Origin of the sequence: Novosphingobium sp. KN65.2 (assembly GCF_001368935.1) — a bacterium.
Taxonomy (GTDB): domain Bacteria; phylum Pseudomonadota; class Alphaproteobacteria; order Sphingomonadales; family Sphingomonadaceae; genus Novosphingobium; species Novosphingobium mathurense.
In genome coordinates this window covers 100,007-116,788 of sequence record NZ_CCBH010000141.1, presented here as the reverse complement: position 1 = coordinate 116,788, position 16,782 = coordinate 100,007, and the positions used below count along the sequence as shown (strand labels likewise).

18 protein-coding genes are annotated in these 16,782 nt (G+C 62.6%); 4 read left to right on the top strand and 14 right to left on the bottom strand.

The features are described from left to right. Window positions 1–73 precede the first annotated feature (73 nt). The 8 genes from SPHV1_RS07545 to SPHV1_RS07510 all read right to left on the bottom strand — a co-directional run bounded on the left by SPHV1_RS07545 (window position 74) and on the right by SPHV1_RS07510 (window position 7,565). Complete coding sequence (locus SPHV1_RS07545) at window positions 74–1,066, bottom strand: aldo/keto reductase (RefSeq protein WP_054945412.1); 993 nt, start codon at window positions 1,064–1,066, stop codon at window positions 74–76. After that, window positions 1,066–2,025: a Gfo/Idh/MocA family oxidoreductase gene (locus tag SPHV1_RS07540; RefSeq protein WP_054945411.1), complete on the bottom strand. Its 960-nt coding sequence runs from the start codon at window positions 2,023–2,025 to the stop codon at window positions 1,066–1,068. Before SPHV1_RS07540 ends, SPHV1_RS07545 begins: the two co-directional genes overlap by 1 nt. A 30-nt stretch (window positions 2,026–2,055) precedes the next feature. Continuing rightward, the gene (locus SPHV1_RS07535; RefSeq protein WP_054945410.1) at window positions 2,056–2,964 is read right to left on the bottom strand and encodes a class III extradiol dioxygenase subunit beta; all 909 of its coding nucleotides are present in this window, start codon (window positions 2,962–2,964) and stop codon (window positions 2,056–2,058) included. Window position 2,965: 1 nt separating this feature from the next. Continuing rightward, window positions 2,966–3,376, bottom strand: a complete 411-nt coding sequence (gene ligA / locus SPHV1_RS07530; RefSeq protein WP_054945409.1) for a protocatechuate 4,5-dioxygenase subunit alpha — start codon at window positions 3,374–3,376, stop codon at window positions 2,966–2,968. Continuing rightward, window positions 3,373–4,407 carry an aromatic ring-hydroxylating dioxygenase subunit alpha gene (locus tag SPHV1_RS07525; protein ID WP_054945408.1) on the bottom strand — a complete coding sequence of 345 codons (1,035 nt, stop codon included), beginning with the start codon at window positions 4,405–4,407 and terminating at the stop codon, window positions 3,373–3,375. Before SPHV1_RS07525 ends, ligA begins: the two co-directional genes overlap by 4 nt. 3 nt (window positions 4,408–4,410) lie before the next feature. Further along, window positions 4,411–5,436, bottom strand: coding sequence for an amidohydrolase family protein (locus tag SPHV1_RS07520; protein ID WP_054945407.1), 1,026 nt, complete (start codon window positions 5,434–5,436; stop codon window positions 4,411–4,413). Next, the gene (locus tag SPHV1_RS07515) at window positions 5,433–6,302 is read right to left on the bottom strand and encodes an NAD(P)-dependent oxidoreductase (protein ID WP_054945406.1); all 870 of its coding nucleotides are present in this window, start codon (window positions 6,300–6,302) and stop codon (window positions 5,433–5,435) included. Before SPHV1_RS07515 ends, SPHV1_RS07520 begins: the two co-directional genes overlap by 4 nt. A 108-nt stretch (window positions 6,303–6,410) precedes the next feature. Then, window positions 6,411–7,565: a LysR family transcriptional regulator gene (locus tag SPHV1_RS07510; RefSeq protein WP_054945405.1), complete on the bottom strand. Its 1,155-nt coding sequence runs from the start codon at window positions 7,563–7,565 to the stop codon at window positions 6,411–6,413. A 99-nt stretch (window positions 7,566–7,664) separates the two neighbouring features. Between SPHV1_RS07510 and ligK the strand changes: the two genes are divergently transcribed. Genes ligK through SPHV1_RS07495 form a run of 3 tightly spaced genes read left to right on the top strand, consistent with a single transcriptional unit; the run spans window position 7,665 to window position 10,279 of the window. Continuing rightward, window positions 7,665–8,339, top strand: a complete 675-nt coding sequence (gene ligK, locus SPHV1_RS07505; RefSeq protein WP_054945404.1) for a 4-carboxy-4-hydroxy-2-oxoadipate aldolase/oxaloacetate decarboxylase — start codon at window positions 7,665–7,667, stop codon at window positions 8,337–8,339. Beyond that, window positions 8,332–9,396 carry a 4-oxalomesaconate tautomerase gene (locus SPHV1_RS07500; RefSeq protein ID WP_054945403.1) on the top strand — a complete coding sequence of 355 codons (1,065 nt, stop codon included), beginning with the start codon at window positions 8,332–8,334 and terminating at the stop codon, window positions 9,394–9,396. Before ligK ends, SPHV1_RS07500 begins: the two co-directional genes overlap by 8 nt. After that, window positions 9,389–10,279, top strand: a complete 891-nt coding sequence (locus SPHV1_RS07495; RefSeq protein WP_054945402.1) for an amidohydrolase family protein — start codon at window positions 9,389–9,391, stop codon at window positions 10,277–10,279. The genes SPHV1_RS07500 and SPHV1_RS07495 overlap by 8 nt, the downstream gene beginning before the upstream one ends. Before the next feature lie 66 nt (window positions 10,280–10,345). Here SPHV1_RS07495 and SPHV1_RS07490 read toward each other — a convergent pair whose 3' ends face one another. The 4 genes from SPHV1_RS07490 to pobA form a co-directional block, all read right to left on the bottom strand. After that, complete coding sequence (locus SPHV1_RS07490; protein ID WP_054945401.1) at window positions 10,346–11,530, bottom strand: cytochrome P450; 1,185 nt, start codon at window positions 11,528–11,530, stop codon at window positions 10,346–10,348. A 23-nt stretch (window positions 11,531–11,553) separates the two neighbouring features. Then, window positions 11,554–12,393: a class III extradiol dioxygenase family protein gene (locus tag SPHV1_RS07485; protein ID WP_054945400.1), complete on the bottom strand. Its 840-nt coding sequence runs from the start codon at window positions 12,391–12,393 to the stop codon at window positions 11,554–11,556. 4 nt (window positions 12,394–12,397) lie between these two features. Next, window positions 12,398–12,793 (bottom strand): protocatechuate 4,5-dioxygenase subunit alpha, encoded by a 396-nt coding sequence (locus SPHV1_RS07480; RefSeq protein WP_054945399.1) that lies wholly within the window; start codon window positions 12,791–12,793, stop codon window positions 12,398–12,400. Window positions 12,794–13,030: 237 nt separating this feature from the next. Beyond that, window positions 13,031–14,200 carry a 4-hydroxybenzoate 3-monooxygenase gene (gene pobA, locus SPHV1_RS07475; protein WP_054945398.1) on the bottom strand — a complete coding sequence of 390 codons (1,170 nt, stop codon included), beginning with the start codon at window positions 14,198–14,200 and terminating at the stop codon, window positions 13,031–13,033. Between the two features lie 126 nt (window positions 14,201–14,326). Here pobA and SPHV1_RS07470 point away from each other — a divergent pair, with 126 nt between their 5' ends. Then, window positions 14,327–15,208 (top strand): helix-turn-helix domain-containing protein, encoded by an 882-nt coding sequence (locus tag SPHV1_RS07470; RefSeq protein WP_054945397.1) that lies wholly within the window; start codon window positions 14,327–14,329, stop codon window positions 15,206–15,208. Here the strand turns inward: SPHV1_RS07470 and SPHV1_RS07465 are convergent. Both SPHV1_RS07465 and SPHV1_RS25720 read right to left on the bottom strand, forming a co-directional pair. After that, a complete protein-coding gene (locus SPHV1_RS07465; protein WP_054945396.1) occupies window positions 15,205–16,527 on the bottom strand; it encodes a family 1 glycosylhydrolase in 1,323 nt (440 codons plus the stop codon). The two genes, SPHV1_RS07470 and SPHV1_RS07465, sit on opposite strands and share 4 nt — an antisense overlap. Before the next feature lie 10 nt (window positions 16,528–16,537). After that, entirely contained in the window at window positions 16,538–16,780 is a 243-nt protein-coding gene (locus SPHV1_RS25720) for a hypothetical protein (RefSeq protein WP_231634574.1), read from the bottom strand. Window positions 16,781–16,782 lie beyond the last annotated feature (2 nt).

Here is a 16,782-nt window from a genome sequence, read left to right as displayed (position 1 = left end):
GGGGGGGGGGTTCCCCCCCCCCCGCCGCAATTCTTTCGCTTGAAGGCCAAGGCCCTGCCAGGGGCCGAAGCGCTTAAGCGGGATAGTCCTCGGTATCGATCGTCCCGCGCATGACTTCCGGGTAGCGATGCCCGGTTACCGTCTGCTGGTTGATCAGCGCATCGGCACGGTCGAGAATGGACGTGTCGACCGTGAGCGCGCCTGCCGCGTTGTTCTGCGCCCAGTGATCGGTCGAACGCGTGCCCGGGATGACATGGACATTGTCCGAACGCGAAAGCACCCAGGCCAGCGCTAGCTGCGCCGGAGCCAGTCCCGCCTCGCCGGCAAGCGCATTGAACCGCTCGACCAACACGAAGTTCCTTTCCCAGGCCTCGGGCTGGAAACGCGGGTGGCTGCGTCGCAGGTCGGTTTCGGCCAATGTCGTAACATCGCTCACCGCTCCCGCCAGCACCCCGCGTGCGACCGGTGAGAAGGCGACGAAGGCAATGCCCAGTTCACGGGTCGTTTCGAGTACGCCCAGTTCGACGTTACGCGTCCAGAGCGAATATTCGGTCTGGACCGCGGCCATCGGGTGAACCCCATGGGCTTCGCGGATATGCGCGGAAGACCACTCCGATACGCCGTAAGCGCCGATCTTGCCGGCCTCCATCGCGCGCACCATGGCGCCCACCGAATCCGCGATGGGCACCTTGGGGTCGAAGCGGTGCATGTAGAACAGGTCTACATAATCGGTGCCAAGCCGCTTCAGGCTGGCATCGAGCGAGGCTTCGATAGCCTCCGGGCTGCAGTCGATCCCGCGACGCGGGCCATCGACAAGGATACCGGTCTTCGTCGCAAGGAAGAACTCCTTGCGACGATTGCCGATCGCTTCCCCGAGGATCTCCTCGGACATGCCCTTGCCGTAGATGTTGGCCGTGTCGAAATGATCGCAGCCCTTGTCGAGCGCATGGCGGAACAGAGCCAGGGCATCCTCGCGGCTCGGCGCATTGCCGTAAGCCCAGGCCACGTTCATGCAGCCCAGCCCGACCGGATTGAGCGCCTTGCCGGCGAGGTTGCGCTGCATCATCAGGACCAGCCGTCCTGCTCTTCAAGGCTCGCGGCAAGCTCGCCGATCACGCGGTAGCAATCCAGGACCGAGCCGACAGAGCTGTTGGGCTCACGGCCTTCGCGGATCGCAGCGACGAATTCGCGGTCCTGCAGCTCGATGCCGTTCATCGAAATGTCGACGTTCGAAACATCGATCGGCTCTTCGCGCCCGGTTACCAGGTCATCGTAGCGCGCGATGTAAGTACCGGTATCACCGATGTAACGGAAGAAAGTCCCCAGCGGACCATCGTTGTTGAACGAAAGCGAGAGCGTGAGAACCTGCCCCGCTTCCGTCTTCATCTGGATCGACATGTCCATGGCAATGCCCAGTTCAGGGTGCTTGGGTCCCTGCAGCGCATTGGCGCGAATGACTTTCGAGCCGGTCATGTACTGGAAGATGTCGATGGTGTGAGCCGAGTGATGCCAAAGCAGGTGGTCGGTCCAGCTGCGCGGCTCGCCCTTCGCATTCATGTTCTTGCGACGGAAGAAGTAGGTTTCGACATCCATCGCCTGGATGTTGAGTTCACCGGCTTCGATCCGCTTCTTCACCCACTGGTGAGAAGGGTTGAAACGACGAGTATGGCCGACCATGCAGACAAGGCCGGTTTCCTGCTGCTTCTTGACCACTGCCTGGGCATCCGCCCAGCTGTCCGCAAGCGGAATTTCCACCTGAACGTGCTTGCCGGCATCCATGCAGGCAATCGCCTGTTCGGCGTGCATCTGGGTGGGGGTGCACAAGATCACCGCATCAACGTCATCGCGTGCAAGGGCGTCGGCAAGCTCGGTCGAACTGTGCTTGGCGCCATATTTCTCGGCAACCGCAGCAGCTTGCTCGCCGGTCCGGCTGATGATCGATGTGATCTCGACGCCGTCAATATTCTTGAGGCCGTCAAGGTGCTTTTCGCCGAAGGCTCCGGCGCCAACGAGGGCAATACGCATGGGATTACTCCTTGGAAAATTCGTGTAATTTCAGCTGATCGCCGACTGCGCTGCGGCATTGTTTCCTTCCAGCGTGGGACTGGGCGGAACCGTGCCGTCGACCGGTTCGAGCACGATATGCCCGATAGCGGTATTCGAACAAGGTACGTGGTAGTGACGGTGCAGGCACTTGGTGCTCTTGCCAAGCGCCCCGCGCATGATCAGCCACATGACCATCTCGATCCCTTCGGATCCGGTCTCGCGCAGATACTCGATGTGCGGGATCGAACGCAGGGCCTGGGTATCACCGACGAGACCGTCCATGAACCTGTTGTCCCACTCGGCGTTGATGAGGCCGGCGCGCGGGCCCTGGAGCTGATGGCTCATGCCACCGGTGCCCCAGATCTGCACGTTGAGATCCTCGCCGAAGCTGTTGACCGCACGGGCGATGGCTTCGCCCAGCGCCCAGCAGCGGTTACCCGACGGCGGCGGATACGTCACGACGTTGACGGCAAGCGGGATCACCTTGACCGGCCAGGCCTCGGGCGCACCGTACATCATCGTCAGCGGCACGGTCAGGCCGTGATCGACATCCATCTCGTTGATGATGGTCATGTCGAATTCGTCGAGGATCAGGCTCTGGGCGATGTGCCAGGCCAGGTCCGGATGGCCGATGACGTCGGGCACGGGGCGCGGCCCCCAGCCTTCGTCGGCGGGCGCATAACGCTCACCGCAGCCGATGGCGAAGGTCGGCACGATACTCATGTCGAACGCTGAAGCGTGATCGTTGTAGACGAGGATCACGACATCGGGCTTGGCCTCGTCCGCGATCCACTTCCTGGTCCATTCATAGCCGTCGAAGATCGGCTTGAAGTAGGCGTCCTGGTCCTTGCCCTGATCCGCCGCCACACCGAGCAGTGGCACATGGCTGGAGCCGACGCCTGCAGTAATGCGCGCCATGTCAGTTTCCTTCCCGCTTGGAGCGAACGCCCTTGGGCGAGCGACCACCGGCATTCATCATCGCCTGATAGTCTTCCACGCTCATTCCGGTCATCGTCGAGACGGCCTGCACGAAGCTGAGGCCGTCGGTGGAGAAGACCTTGGAGAGGAAGTAGATGTTCCCGCCAAGGTCAAGCAGTCGGTTGTAGTCGCGATCGAGCACCGCCTGCTTCTGCTCTTCAGTCATCGGCCATTCGTCGAGATAGGCGCGCTCGTCGGCCTTCCACCGGTCGCGGTTTTCGGGCTTCATGAGGCTCATCGCGAACTGGTTGAGGTGATAGCCCTGGCGGGCCCGCGCCGCCGTGTAGACGCGGGTCCCGGGAATGTCCTCGAAATCATCGAGATATTCGTGGATGTCCTTGTAGCCGCTCATGCATCTACCTCCTGCGCCGCGCGCATCTTGCGGGTGATGATCTGCCTTGCGCGCACGCCACCTTCATCGATGCGGTATGCCGCCAGCTTCTTGCCCGGATTGGCGAGAATGGCTTCCTGCTGTGCCTCGAGGATTTCGCGGTCCTCGGCAAAAACGCCGCCCTGCTGGGCCTTGAACCGCGCAGTGAAGCCGGTGTCGTTGATATCGAAGTTTCGCGACATGCCCCAGAAATAGTGGTGGCTGGTCTCGGTTTCCGGCGTCATGAAGTCGACCACCATGCCGCGCACCCCCTGGTCGTGATCTTCCAGCGTGGCGCCCGCGTCGACGGGAGCCACACCGACGTCGATCATGACGGCGGAAGGCAGCAGGAACTGGCAGATCTGCCAGCGATCGACCGGCCCCGGCTTCTTGAGCGCATTGCGCCAGAACGGCGGGGCATCGATCCCCGGCATCCAGCGCGAGAGGAAGACGCGTTCGTCTTCGACCCGGCATTCCAGCGGCGCCTCGAGAATCTCTTCCTGCCCGATCGAGCTGGAGTGCACGTAAGTTTCGTGCGTAAGGTCCATGAGGTTGTCGATCATCAGGCGGTAGTCGCACTTGATCGGGTAGTAGCCGCCGTCGAAGACCCAACCTTCGGTGCTGCAGGGCCACAGGTCGGGAATCAGCGCCGGGTCGGCCTTTTCCCGTTCACCGACCCAGATCCAGATGAAGCGGTGCTTCTCGGCCGTCGCGAAGACCTCGGCGCACACGCGCTTGTTCACGGCTTCGGACTTGAGCGGCATTTCTTCCGCCACACCGTCCGGGCCCAGCTTCAGCCCATGGTACTTGCAGCGGATGGAATCGCCTTCGCGAATGCCTATCGAAAGGGGCAGCAGGCGGTGCGGGCAGGCATCGCGCATGGCGACGACCGAACGGTCGAGCTTGCGGTAAAGCATGACCGGTACGCCGCAGATCGTGCGCGAGAGCGGCTCGGAATCGACTTCCGCATCCCATGCGGCAACGTACCACTGATTGGTTAGCCAGGTACTCATGGCTTAAAGACCTCGTTCCTTTAGTTTCGCATCGAGGCGCGGGAACACCCGGCGGGCGTTGCCCTCGAAAATGGCGTGACGCTGTTCGTCGCTGATTTCCAGCGCATCGACGTAACGCTTGGTGTCGTCGAAATAGTGACCGGTCTGCGGATCGATCCCGCGCACGGCACCGACCATTTCCGAGCCGAACAGGATGTTCTTCGTCTCGATCACTTCGGCCAGCAGGTTGATGCCGGGCTGGTGATAGACGCAGGTGTCGAAGAACACGTTGTTCATCAGGTGCTGGTCAAGCGAGGGCTGCTTGAGCATGTCGGCAAGCCCGCGATAGCGGCCCCAGTGGAACGGCACCGCGCCGCCGCCATGCGGAATGATGAAGCGCAGGTTCGGGAAGCGGCTGAACAGGTCGCCCTGAAGCAGTTGCATGAAGGCAACCGTGTCGGCAGCGAGGTAGAAGCCGCCTGTGGCGTGCATCGCCGGATTGCACGAACCCGAGACGTGGATCATCGCCGGTACATCCAGCTCGCACATCGCCTCGTAGATCGGGAACCAGTACTCGTCGGTCAGCGGCGGGTGTTCGAAATGGCCGCCACCCGGATCGGGGTTGAGGTTGCAGCCGATGAAACCGAGTTCCTCGACGCAGCGACGCAGTTCCTTGACCGAGGCGGTCAGGTCCGCCTTCGGGCTCTGCGGCAGCATGCACACGCCCACGAAAGTCTCGGGATAGAGCTTGGTGACGCGGTAGATCAGGTCGTTACAGTGCTGCGCCCATTCCTCGGACACCTCCTGATCGCCGACATGGTGGGCCATGGCCGACGCGCGCGGGGAGAAGATCGTCAGGTCCGCGCCACGTTCCTTGATCAGGCGCAGCTGGTTCTGTTCGATCGTTTCGCGGATCTCGTCATCGGAAATCTCGGGGTAAGGCGGCGGGGTTTCACCGGCCTTGAATGCAGCCTTCTGGGCTTCGCGCCATTCGTCGTGCGCTTTTGGCAGAACCGTATAGTGACCGTGGCAGTCAATGACGAGCGTCATTGCCCATCTCCTCTCTTGAACACGCCAGTCGCCGCGATTCCGGCGAGCTTGGCTTCATAACCATCGGGAAGCGGCGTCATTGCCAACTCCCCGAGCGACCGCTGCCAATTGACGGTATTATCCGTCATCAGCGGATCGATTCCCAGCGAACGCAGCATCTGCGCCGCTTCCTCCATCTCGGCCGCCCGGCGGCGACCGTGGACCAGCATCCGGTCCAGGTTGTAGTCGGCCTTTTCGGCCCAACCGATCGACTTCTCGCTCGCATCGAGCGATGCGAGCACCTCGTCCGCCACGCCTTCGGCATGAGCGGCCATCATCATTTCGGCGGTCAGGGCCTCAAGCCCCTTCACCATCACCGAGCGCACCAGCTTGATCGCCGATGCCCGCCCGACCTGATCGCCCACGATACGCACATTGGTGAAACCGGCTTCGCCCAGCAATTCCTGCGCCTTGATCGCCTCGGCACCCGAAACGAGCAGCGGAACCTTCATGCGCGCCGGCTCGACAGGCGCGAGCACGGCCACATCGACGTAATGGCCCTTGCCCTGGGACACGGCCTCTGCCGATGCTCGCTTGGTTCCCGGCGCCACAGAATTCATGTCGCAGAACAGCGCGCCGCCACCGAGCAGCGGCGCGGCGGCCCGGGCCACCTCGGGTGCAGCGTCAGCGGTAACCAGCGATAGAACCAGCTGCGCGCCATCAAGCGCCCCGGCAAGGCTGTCGCAGGCGATAATACCATGCGAATCCATGGCCTCGCGCCGCGACGGGTCGATATCGAAAGCCCTGACATTATCACCCCATTGCGCGCCCCGCGCAAAGGTCGATCCGGCCTCCCCAAACCCAATGAGAGCTATGGAATTATTCATGAAGCCTCAATGCCCTGCCACCCGCATCAAGGCCAATCGGAACTGGCTTTGCGATATAATCTGAGACTAATCCATGCTCCCGGACCGCACCCGTTTCAACAGCTTGCGCTACTCGGCAATTTCCGTTGCCGCGGCCTGCAGATCCGCGAAGAACTCTGCCTGAACCTCGGTCGGACGCAAGGAAGCGCGCGTCGTCATGCCGATCGTGCGCTGATAACCCTGCGGCAAGCGAGCCAGTTCGCACAGCCAGCCCGCCTGCACTTCCACCTGCATCTGGTCCGGCGACAACAGAGCCAGAAAGTTCGAATTCATCATGACCTGCCGGATCATCAGGGCCGAGCCCGATTCCACCGGCACTTCAGGTAGGGCCTGTCCGTTCTCGGTAAAATACCGCTCGAAGCTATCCCGCAGCGGCGTGCCGCGCGGCGCAAGACAGAAGGGATAGCTTGCCATCTGGGCCGGCGTCGGGTTGCCGTTGCTGAGCGGATGGCCCTTGCGCGCAAAGATGGCGGGGGCGTCGTCGAACAGAGGGCGCTGGACCAGGTCCTCCTCGATCAGCGGATCGCGCAGGGCGCCAACGATGACGTCGAGCGAACCATTGCGCAGGGGCTCTACCAGTTCGGCGCGAGACCCCTCGACGATCGTAAGCTTCACCTGAGGTCGGCGAGAGAGAAACCGCGCCACGGCCGCGGGCAGCACCCGGGCGCGCGAAAGCGGCATCGCGCCAATCGCGATCCGCCGGGTTTCGTAACCACGCAGTGCCTCCACTTCCGACAGGCCTGCCTCAAGCTCCACGCGGGCAAGGCGAAACTCCCGGGCCAGCTGGTTGCCTGCCTCGGTCGGAATGACGAACTTGCCCCGCCGCACCACAAGCGGCCGGCGCAGCGCCAGCGCAAGATCGTTCACTGCGCGGTGGATCGACGGCAGCGACAGGCCGGTCTCCTGCCCCGCCCCGGCGTAGCTTCCGGTCTCGGCCAGGGCGAGCAATGCGCGCAGGCGGGACATCGTGACGTGCGGGCTCTGGATATGGGCGAGCGCGGTCATGATCCGCGGCGCCAGCACATCGCCGGCGCGAGTCGGAATCATCCCGTCATGCCGACGTTCGAACAGTGGCAGACCCAGCATCGCCTCCAGCCGACTCAACGCCTGTGTTATGGCGGGCTGACTGAGGTTTACCGCTGCGGCAGCTGCATTCACTGTGCCGAGTTCCGCGATTTTCGCCACGGCCCGCAAGTGCCGAAGATTGAGACTCCATATTTCCATTCGGACACTCTTAGCCAAAACCAATCGCTCGTCCAAAGTTTCTCTTTCCCCCTAGGCCGAGCGTCCGTCATCTGTACATGGAAGCAGAGGAGTAGATTGATGAGCGGTATTGTCGTCCAGAACATCGAACGCGCGGCCCCCGAGGTTATCGACGGCCTCGCCCAGTGCGGCGTCGCCACCGTCCATGAAGCGCAGGGCCGCACCGGCCTGCTCGCCAGCTACATGCGCCCGATCTATGTCGGCGCACGCATTGCCGGTTCTGCAGTGACGATCAGCGCCCCTCCGGGTGACAACTGGATGGTCCATGTCGCCATCGAACAGCTCAAGGAGGGCGATATCCTCCTGCTGGCACCGACCAGCCCATGCGAAGACGGCTACTTCGGCGACCTGCTGGCAACCAGCGCAATGGCGCGCGGCTGCCGCGGCCTTGTCATCGACGCAGGCGTCCGTGACGTGCGCGACCTCACCGAAATGGGTTTCCCCGTCTGGTCGAAGGCGGTCTATGCGCAGGGCACGGTCAAGAATACGCTCGGTTCGGTCAATGTCCCCGTCGTATGCGCCAATGCCGCCGTGCAGCCGGGCGACGTGATCGTGGCCGACGATGACGGCGTTGTCGTCGTTCCGCGCGAAAAGGCCGCCGAAGTGCTCGAAAAGGCCCGCGCACGCGAAGCCAACGAGGGCGAAAAGCGCGAGAAGCTCGCCGCCGGCGTCCTTGGTCTCGACATGTACAAGATGCGTGAGCGTCTTGAAAAGGAAGGCCTCAAGTATGTCTGATGTCCTCTCCAGCGCTCCCGTCATGTGGATGCGCGGTGGGACGTCCAAGGGCGGGTACTTCCTGAAGGAAGACCTGCCCGCCGACACGGCTGCACGCGATGCCTTCCTGCTCGGCGTCATGGGCTCGCCCGACCCGCGTCAGATCGACGGCATGGGTGGCGCCGACCCGCTGACCAGCAAGGTCGCCGTCGTCAGCAAGTCCACCCGCGAGGGGATCGACGTCGATTACCTGTTCCTCCAGGTCTTCGTAGACCAGGCCATCGTCAGCGATGCGCAGAACTGCGGCAACATCCTGGCCGGGATCGGCCCCTTCGCCATCGAGCGCGGCCTCGTCACCGCCACCGGCGATGAAACGCGCGTCGCGATCTACATGGAAAACACCGGTCAGGTTGCCGTTGCCACCGTGCAGACACCGGGCGGCAAGGTGTCCTACACCGGGGACGCCGCGATCGACGGCGTGCCCGGAACCCATGCGCCCGTCCCGCTCGAATTCCGCGATACCGCCGGTTCTTCCTGTGGCGCGCTTCTGCCCAGCGGCAATGCCGTCGATGTCGTCAACGGCGTGCCCGTCACGCTGATCGACAACGGCATGCCTTGCGTGGTGATGAAGGCTGAGGACGTCGGCATCACCGGCTATGAGGACCGCGACAGCCTCGATGCCAATACCGAGCTGAAGGCGAAGATCGAAGCCATCCGGCTTGCCATTGGCGAGACGATGAACCTTGGCGACGTCAAGGAAAAGTCCGTTCCCAAGATGATGCTGGTAGCGCGTCCGAAGAACGGCGGCGCGATCACGGTTCGCAGCTTCATCCCGCACCGGGCCCACGCCACGATCGGCGTATTGGGCGCCGTCTCGGTCGCTACCGCTTGCCTTATCGAAGGCTCGCCTGCGGCCGAGCTTGCCGATATCCCTGAGGGTCGCCGCAAGACGCTCTCGGTCGAACACCCGACCGGCGAGATGTCCTGCGTCCTCGAAACCGACGAGGGCGGCAACGTCAAGACCGCCGCCCTCCTTCGTACCGCCCGCAAGCTGATGGACGGGATTGTCTATGTCTGATCGTATCGTTTCCTGGCACGGCGCGCCGAGCAAGCCTGCCTATACCCCGCCTGCCGGCGCCGTCGACGCGCATTGCCACGTCTTCGGTCCGATGGCGCAGTTCCCGTTCAGCGCCAAGGCGAAGTACCTTCCCGAAGATGCCGGGCCGGACAAGCTCTTCGCGCTGCGCGATCATCTCGGTTTCTCGCGCAATGTCATCGTCCAGGCAAGCTGCCACGGCACTGACAACGCAGCCACGCTCGATGCCATCGCCAAGTCGCAGGGCAAGGCGCGCGGTGTTGCCGTCGTCGATCCGGCGATTTCAGACGCCGATCTTGCCGCGCTGCACGAAGGTGGCATCCGTGGCATCCGCTTCAACTTCCTCAAGCGCCTCGTCGACGACGCGCCCAAGGACAAGTTCCTCGAAGTGGCCCGCCGCCTGCCCCAGGGCTGGCACGTCGTGATCTACTTCGAGGCCGACATCCTCGAGGAATTGCGCCCATTCATGGACGCGATCCCGGTCCCCCTCGTCGTCGACCACATGGGCCGCCCCGACGTGACACAGGGGCCGGACGGAGCCGACATGAAGGCATTCCGTACTTTCCTCGAGAGCCGGGACGACATCTGGTTCAAGCCCACCTGCCCCGATCGCCTCGACGCGATCAAGGAAGGTGGCAAGGGCGATCCGTGGAACGCCTTCGCCGATGCCGTTGCTCCTCTGGTGGCCGACTATCAGGACCGCGTGATCTGGGGCACCGACTGGCCGCACCCGAACATGCAGGACGAGATCCCCGACGATGGCCATATCGTCGACATGATCCCGCGCATCGCGCCGACTGAGGATCTGCAGCGCAAGCTCCTCCTCACCAACCCGATGCGCCTCTACTGGCCCGAAGAACTCTAAGGCACCGGTATTGCCGAGACACAAGGGCCCCGTCGGAGCTAACCGGCGGGGCCTTTCATTTGGCCATCAACCGATGGCAAGCCGAAGCACTTTCGGGCTGCGAAAATTGGACGACGAGGTCCAGGCCAGTGTCTCGTCGACGCGGCTGAACTCCGGAATTCTCTCCAGGAGTTCCTCGAACGCGGCCTGCGTCGCCACGCGTGCGAGCATCGACCCGAGGCACGAGTGCACCCCGCCACCGAACCCCAGATGCCGCTTGGGCCGACGCGTGATGTCGTAGGTGTCCGGATCGGCGAACATGCGCTCGTCCCGGTTCGCCGACCCATAGCACAGAATGACCGCATCCCCTGCCTTCATCGTCTGCCCATGCAACTCGACGTCACAGGTCAGCGTGCGCTTGAAACGCTGTGCCGAAGTGTTGAAGCGAAGCGATTCCTCCATCGCATCGGGAATCAGCGAGGGATCGGCCACGATCGCGCGACGGGCCTCGGGATAGTCCGCAAGGTTGAGCGCGAACATGCCGAAGAAGCCGGAAAGCGATTCGATCCCGGCCATGATGAGCGTCGTCACCGTAAGCTGGACTTCCTTGTCGAGCAGCTTTTCGCCGTCGATTTCCGCGGTGATGAAGTTCGACAGCAGATCGTCGCCGGGATTCTTCTTGCGTTCGCGCACAAGGTCTTGCGCATAATCGGCCATCCACTCGAAAGCAGCGAGATGTTCCGGTGCCTTCTGCCGCGTCACCGGGTCGGTCTGGACCATCAACACCGCATTGCGCCGGACTTCATCGGCATTGTCCAGCGGCTGGGCGAACAGGTGGAACAGCAGATCGACCGTCACCTTCGAGCCGAACTCACCCACGAAATCGAAGCTGTTGCGACCGTCGAGTGCATCAAGGTGCGTTCGCGCCGAAGCCCTGGCAGGCGCAATAAGGTGGTCGAGCGCGCGCTTGGTCACTGCCGACTGAATCAGGCCGCGCAGTCGGTCATGCCGAGGCGGGTCGGAACTGCCGAGGGTCGACCCTGCGCGGCCGGGAAACTCGTCGACCAGATTGCCTTGCGCCGAACTGTAGACCCGCCAGTTGGACAAGGCGGCAAGGATATCATCGTAGCGCGACAGTACCCATTTTCCGGCCTGCTCACTCCAGAAGCAGGGATATTCGTCGCGCAGCACCTTGTAGGCGGGAAACGGGTCCGCATCGATTGCGGGCGAATAGGGGTCGAAAGTGAAGCCCGGCTTTTCTGTTATGGCCATGTGTCTCTCCATTCGCCTGGATGTCAGACCGCTTCCAGCAGCATCGTCGCTGCGGCCGTGTTCGAAATGGGGATGTGGTAATTGCGATGGGTCTCCCGGGCAGTGTCGCCCAGCGCCCCGCGCGCGGCGATCCAGTTCAGGATCTCGACGCCCTGCGATCCGGCCAGACGCACGATGTCTCGCACGCTGTCGCGCGTAAGCGCGTCCGGATTGGCGGCAAGGTTGTCCATGCAGAAGCGATCGTAATCGGGGTTCATGAAGCCAGCGCGCTCACCGTCGAGCTGGTGCGACAGACCGCCCGTGCCGATGACCACGATCTTTTCGTCACCCTGCCAATCCGCCAGAGCCCTATGAACGCTTCGCCCGAGCGCGAGGCAACGTTTCGCCGAAGGCAGCGGGAACTGCACCGTATTGATGGCAATCGGCACGAGCTTGACCGGCCAGGCATCGACTTCCGGCCAGGCCAGTTCGAACGGCAGCGACAGCGCGTGATCGACCAACATCGACTGGCAAGTCGTCACATCGAATTCGTCACCGACAAGTTGTTCGATGACGTGCCAGCTCAGGTCAGGATGGCCCGCAAAGGACTTGTAGACCGGCAGGCCCCAGCCTTCGTCCTCATTGCAGTATTCCCTGGCCGCGCCCACCGCGAAGGTCGGCATCTTGTCGAGAAAGAAGTTGAGCCCATGGTCGTTGTAGAAGCAGACGGCCACGTCCGGCTTTGTTTCTGCCAGCCACTCGCGCACGGGCGGGAAGCCGTCGAAGAAAGGCTTCCAGTAGGGCGTTTCCTGATCGCCGCGCATGATTGCCCCGCCGATGGAGGGAACGTGGCTGGTGAAGTATCCACCGATGATCCTTGCCATGAGCTTATTCCCCTTCCTGAACAGGCAGCGCCCGGTCGAGCAGCATCTGCTTGAATGCCTCGACGGTCTTGCCCGTCTGCTGCGCACCGACGTCCTGCACGTTGAAACCGAAAATTCCCGCAAGCTTGGCGAGATAGTAGATGTTCCCGCCGGCCTCGATCATCGCCAGCACATTGCGCGCGGCAACGGCATCGCGCTGCTGCGGCGTCAGGCCAAAACGGTCGCAGTAACCGGCCTCGTCCTCAAGAAAAGCCGCTCGGTTACGGGCATCGTTGAACGAGTAGCACATGGCATTGAGCTGATAGCCCCTGCCCGCAGCCTCCCCGTCGAACAGGGGCGTGCCGGGAATCGGCGTCCTGTCACTTTCGCCGTTGCCAGCGAGGTTCCTCGTCCCATCCATAGCCTGCAACTCCATCAGACACTTTCGCGTGAAGGAGAGCCTGACGCACCAGAAGACCCGGCGTATTGACCTGGATCAAGCAATCGGCACTGCGGCTCCGATCCTGCAGCAATGCAACGATACTTAGCAAAAAATTATATCGTTGCGCATACCGCTTCACAAACGAAAAAGGGGAGGCTTGCGCCTCCCCTTCCTCTTTCCCTTGAATGCGACCCAAAGGACAAGCAGGATCTGCCTTCAGACGGGCAGGCCCACGTAATTTTCTGCAATCGAACGCTGGGCAGCTTCGCTCGACGCGATGTAATCGAGTTCGGCTACCTGCATCCGGCGCTCGAACGGACCGTCTTCCGGGAAGCGATGCATGAGGCGCGTGAGCGACCAGCTGAAACGCTCGGATTTCCATACACGCGCCAGGGCTTTTTCCGAGTAGCCGGCAATCGCGTCGTTGTCGTTCGACTTGAAGAAACCCAACAGCGCTTCTGCCGCGTAGTAGACGTCGCTTGCAGCCAGGTTGAGTCCCTTGGCGCCGGTGGGTGGAACGATATGCGCAGAATCGCCGCACAGCATCAGGCTACCATGGCGCATCGGTTCGAACACGAATGAGCGCAGCGGCGCGATCGACTTCTCGAGCGAGGGGCCACGAACGATGTGCGCAGCCGCATCGGGACCGAGACGGATCGCCAATTCGTCCCAAACGCGATCGTCCGACCAATCCTCGACCTTCTCGGTCAGGGGCACGTCGATGTAATAGCGGCTGCGCGTGTTGCTGCGCATCGAAGCGAGGGCAAAGCCGCGCTCGTGATTGGCGTAGATCAACTCGTGGTTGCAAGGCGGAACATCAGCAAGGATACCGAGCCAACCGAAGGGATAGACACGCTCGAAGCTTTGTCCGGCCGAGGCAGGGATGGCCTGCCGCGAGGGGCCGTGGAAACCGTCGCAACCAACGATGAACCGCGCGTCGATCCGGTGTTCGCTGCCATCGCGATTGTAGGTCACGTAAGGCGCATCGCTCTCGATATCGTGAAGCGCGACTTCGGCGGCCTCGTAGATCACTTCAAGCCCGCGCGGCTCGGAAGCTTCCATCAGGTCGCGCGTCAGCTCGGTCTGGCCATAGACCATCACCTGCTTGCCGGTCAGCCTGGCGATATCGATGTGGATCAGGCGCTCACCGTCGGCGAGGTTGAAGCCGTCATGCGGCAGACCCTCAGCCTTCATGCGCGCATCGAGGCCAAGCCGCTCCATGAGGCCGACTGTGACCTGCTCAAGCACGCCGGCGCGAATGCGCGACAGGACATAGGGGCCGGACTGACGTTCGAGCACGACGCAGTCGACGCCCTCGGCCTTGAGCAGATGACCCAGAAGCAGTCCCGCGGGGCCCGCACCAATGATTGCAACTTGTTTACGCATGCGCCTTCGTCCTCAAACGGCGCACTCTGACAAGGTGCGTCCGATACCTGCCATAAAATGACCGGCGCAGGGCTCGACAGGAAGGCACAGCGGGACCAATATGCCGGTACTTTCAGGACAGTCACAATGCCCCCAAGCCCGATTCCCAACTTCCTGCTCTATGGCGAAGACACCTCCGAAGCCCCACCGGATTTCGCTCATATTGAGACGATCGCAGCGCGAAGCGCCTTGTACGATTGGGAAATTGCACCGCATCGCCACCTTCTCAGCGTTCAGGCCCTTCTGGTATCGCAGGGACAGGTCGAGTTCCGCTGCGACGATCTGGTCCGGACTCTCGAGGCACCGTGCTTCATGGTCGTGCCGATCGGCAGCGTGCACGGCTTTCGTTTCTCGCCGGAGACCTCCGGCCATGTCCTGTCATTGTCCCCCGGGTTCATTGCCCGGGCCGGCGACGCATCCGATCCGATGCTGCGTATCCTCACCCGCGGCGCCTGCGGCACGGTACCCGATGCAGATGTGAAGCGCGTCGACTGGCTCTGCCAGGAGATGCTGGCAATCCAGTCCGACTGGCGTACGCCGCAGCCGCTGTTCCTCGCGCTTGCCGAAGCGCTTGTGCGTTCGCTGCCCGCCGACACCGAGGAAGCCGACGTGCTACCGGCTGAGGACGAGCGCCTTTCGGGCTTTCGTCAACTGGTCGAATTGCATTTGCGCGAACACAAGAGCCTGGGCTGGTACGCCGAGCGCCTAGGCATCACCGGAAAGACGCTGACGCGCATATGCCGCAAGAGGCTGGACTGCACGCCCGTCGAACTGATCCACGCACGCCTCGTGCTTGAAGCGCAAAGGCTGCTTTTCTTCAGCAATGCCAGCATTGTCGAGGTTGCCGACGAATTGGGCTTTTCCGATCCGTCCTATTTCTCGCGCTTCTACCGGCGCATGACCGGCAGGCGACCGCTGGCGGACAAGTCCGGCGCTCGCACGAGCGAAAGCCGGCAAAACGCTGGTTAGAGCGTATTGCGCATGGCGATTGCTCCCAGCACCTTCGCACTCGCCTTGGGCGTGCGTTCGAATGTCTCGCGATCGACAGAGCACAGACCGAACCTGGGCTTGTAGCCGAAGATCCACTCGAAATTGTCCAGAAGCGACCAATGGACGTAGCCCAGCACCGGCACCCCTTGGTCCATGACCCGCTTCAGGCTCTCGAGCGCGGCCGGGATAAAGCGGGCACGCAAGGTATCGTCGTTCGTGCCGACACCATGTTCCGACACGAGGATCGGCCTGCCCGTGGCCTCATGGACGTAGCGCACGGCACCGGCCAGGGAAGGTGCCCATACTTCGGTTCCGGACCAGTTGCGGTCGCTATCTGCGGGTGGCGGAATCCGGCCCTTTTCGCCCCAGACCGCACGTTCGTAATTCTGCACCCCGATGAAGTCATCTGACTTGGCGAGTTCAAGCCATTTGCCGTAGGTTTCCTCGCGGACGCGGTCGCGTATCGAGTTCCTTCCTGTGGCCTGATCATCAATTACGGACAGTGTAAGTCCCACCGGCAAGTCGGGCGCGACGGCTTTGATGGCCATACGCGCGGCCTTGTGACCCTCGGCAAGACCTGCCTCGACAGCATCGATATCTTCCTTCGCCGCAATATTGGCACAGGAGAACCGCTCGACGCCAAGCCGCCTTGCGGCTGCTTCCAGCGTGGCACGCTGCAGGTCCCAGACCTGCCCCGGCAACATCGGGCGCAGGATCGCGAGAATGTTGGGCTCGTTCAGCGTCATCGCCATGGCAATGTCCGCGCCGATGGCGCGAGCGACCCTGTCGCAATAACGGGCAAAAAGCTGCGGCGCTTCCGGATTCATCCAGCCGCCCTGGGCGCTGAACCAGCGCGGAGCGGTAAAGTGATTGAACGCGACGAGCGGCCTCAACCCCCGCTCGTGGCAGCCCGCGACGATGGCCTTGTAGTGATCGAGCATGGCCTGGGAGAACAGGCCCGCTTCAGGCTCGATCCGCGCCCACTCGACGCCGAAGCGGTAGCTGTTGAGCCCGAGGCTTTTGACGATATCGAGATCCGTGCTCCACAGTTCGAGACTGTTGCAGGCATCGCCGGAAGGCGCAGCGAAGATAGTCGGCTGCTGGTTCTCCATAAACCACAAGTCGCTGGCCGTATTGTTGCCCTCGACCTGATGCGGCGCCGTGGCGGCACCCCACAGAAAAGCTTCGGGGAAGCGCGGATTCGCCTGACGAACGGAGCGGGCGAAGGCCGGCGCAGCGCTCAGCATGGCGCCGGCGGCAAGCAGGCTACGGCGGTCGAGGGCGGGAATGTTCGGCATGTTCTTGTCCTCAGGCTAAGTCAGCAAAGAAAGCCAGCATTTCATCGGTGAGACGACGGTCCGCCGTCCCGATATGCATGGCTAGCGAGTAATGATTATGGCCGCTTGCGTAGTGGCAGCGCGGCAGAAGGCCGTGGCGCTCCAGACGTTCCTGCAAGAGCCCTGCCCATTCGGCCTGAAAGCGCGGTGGGTCGAATTGCGCGCAGGCGATGAGCAACGGCAGCCCGGTTGCGGCGACGGCCTCCCGTGGCATGC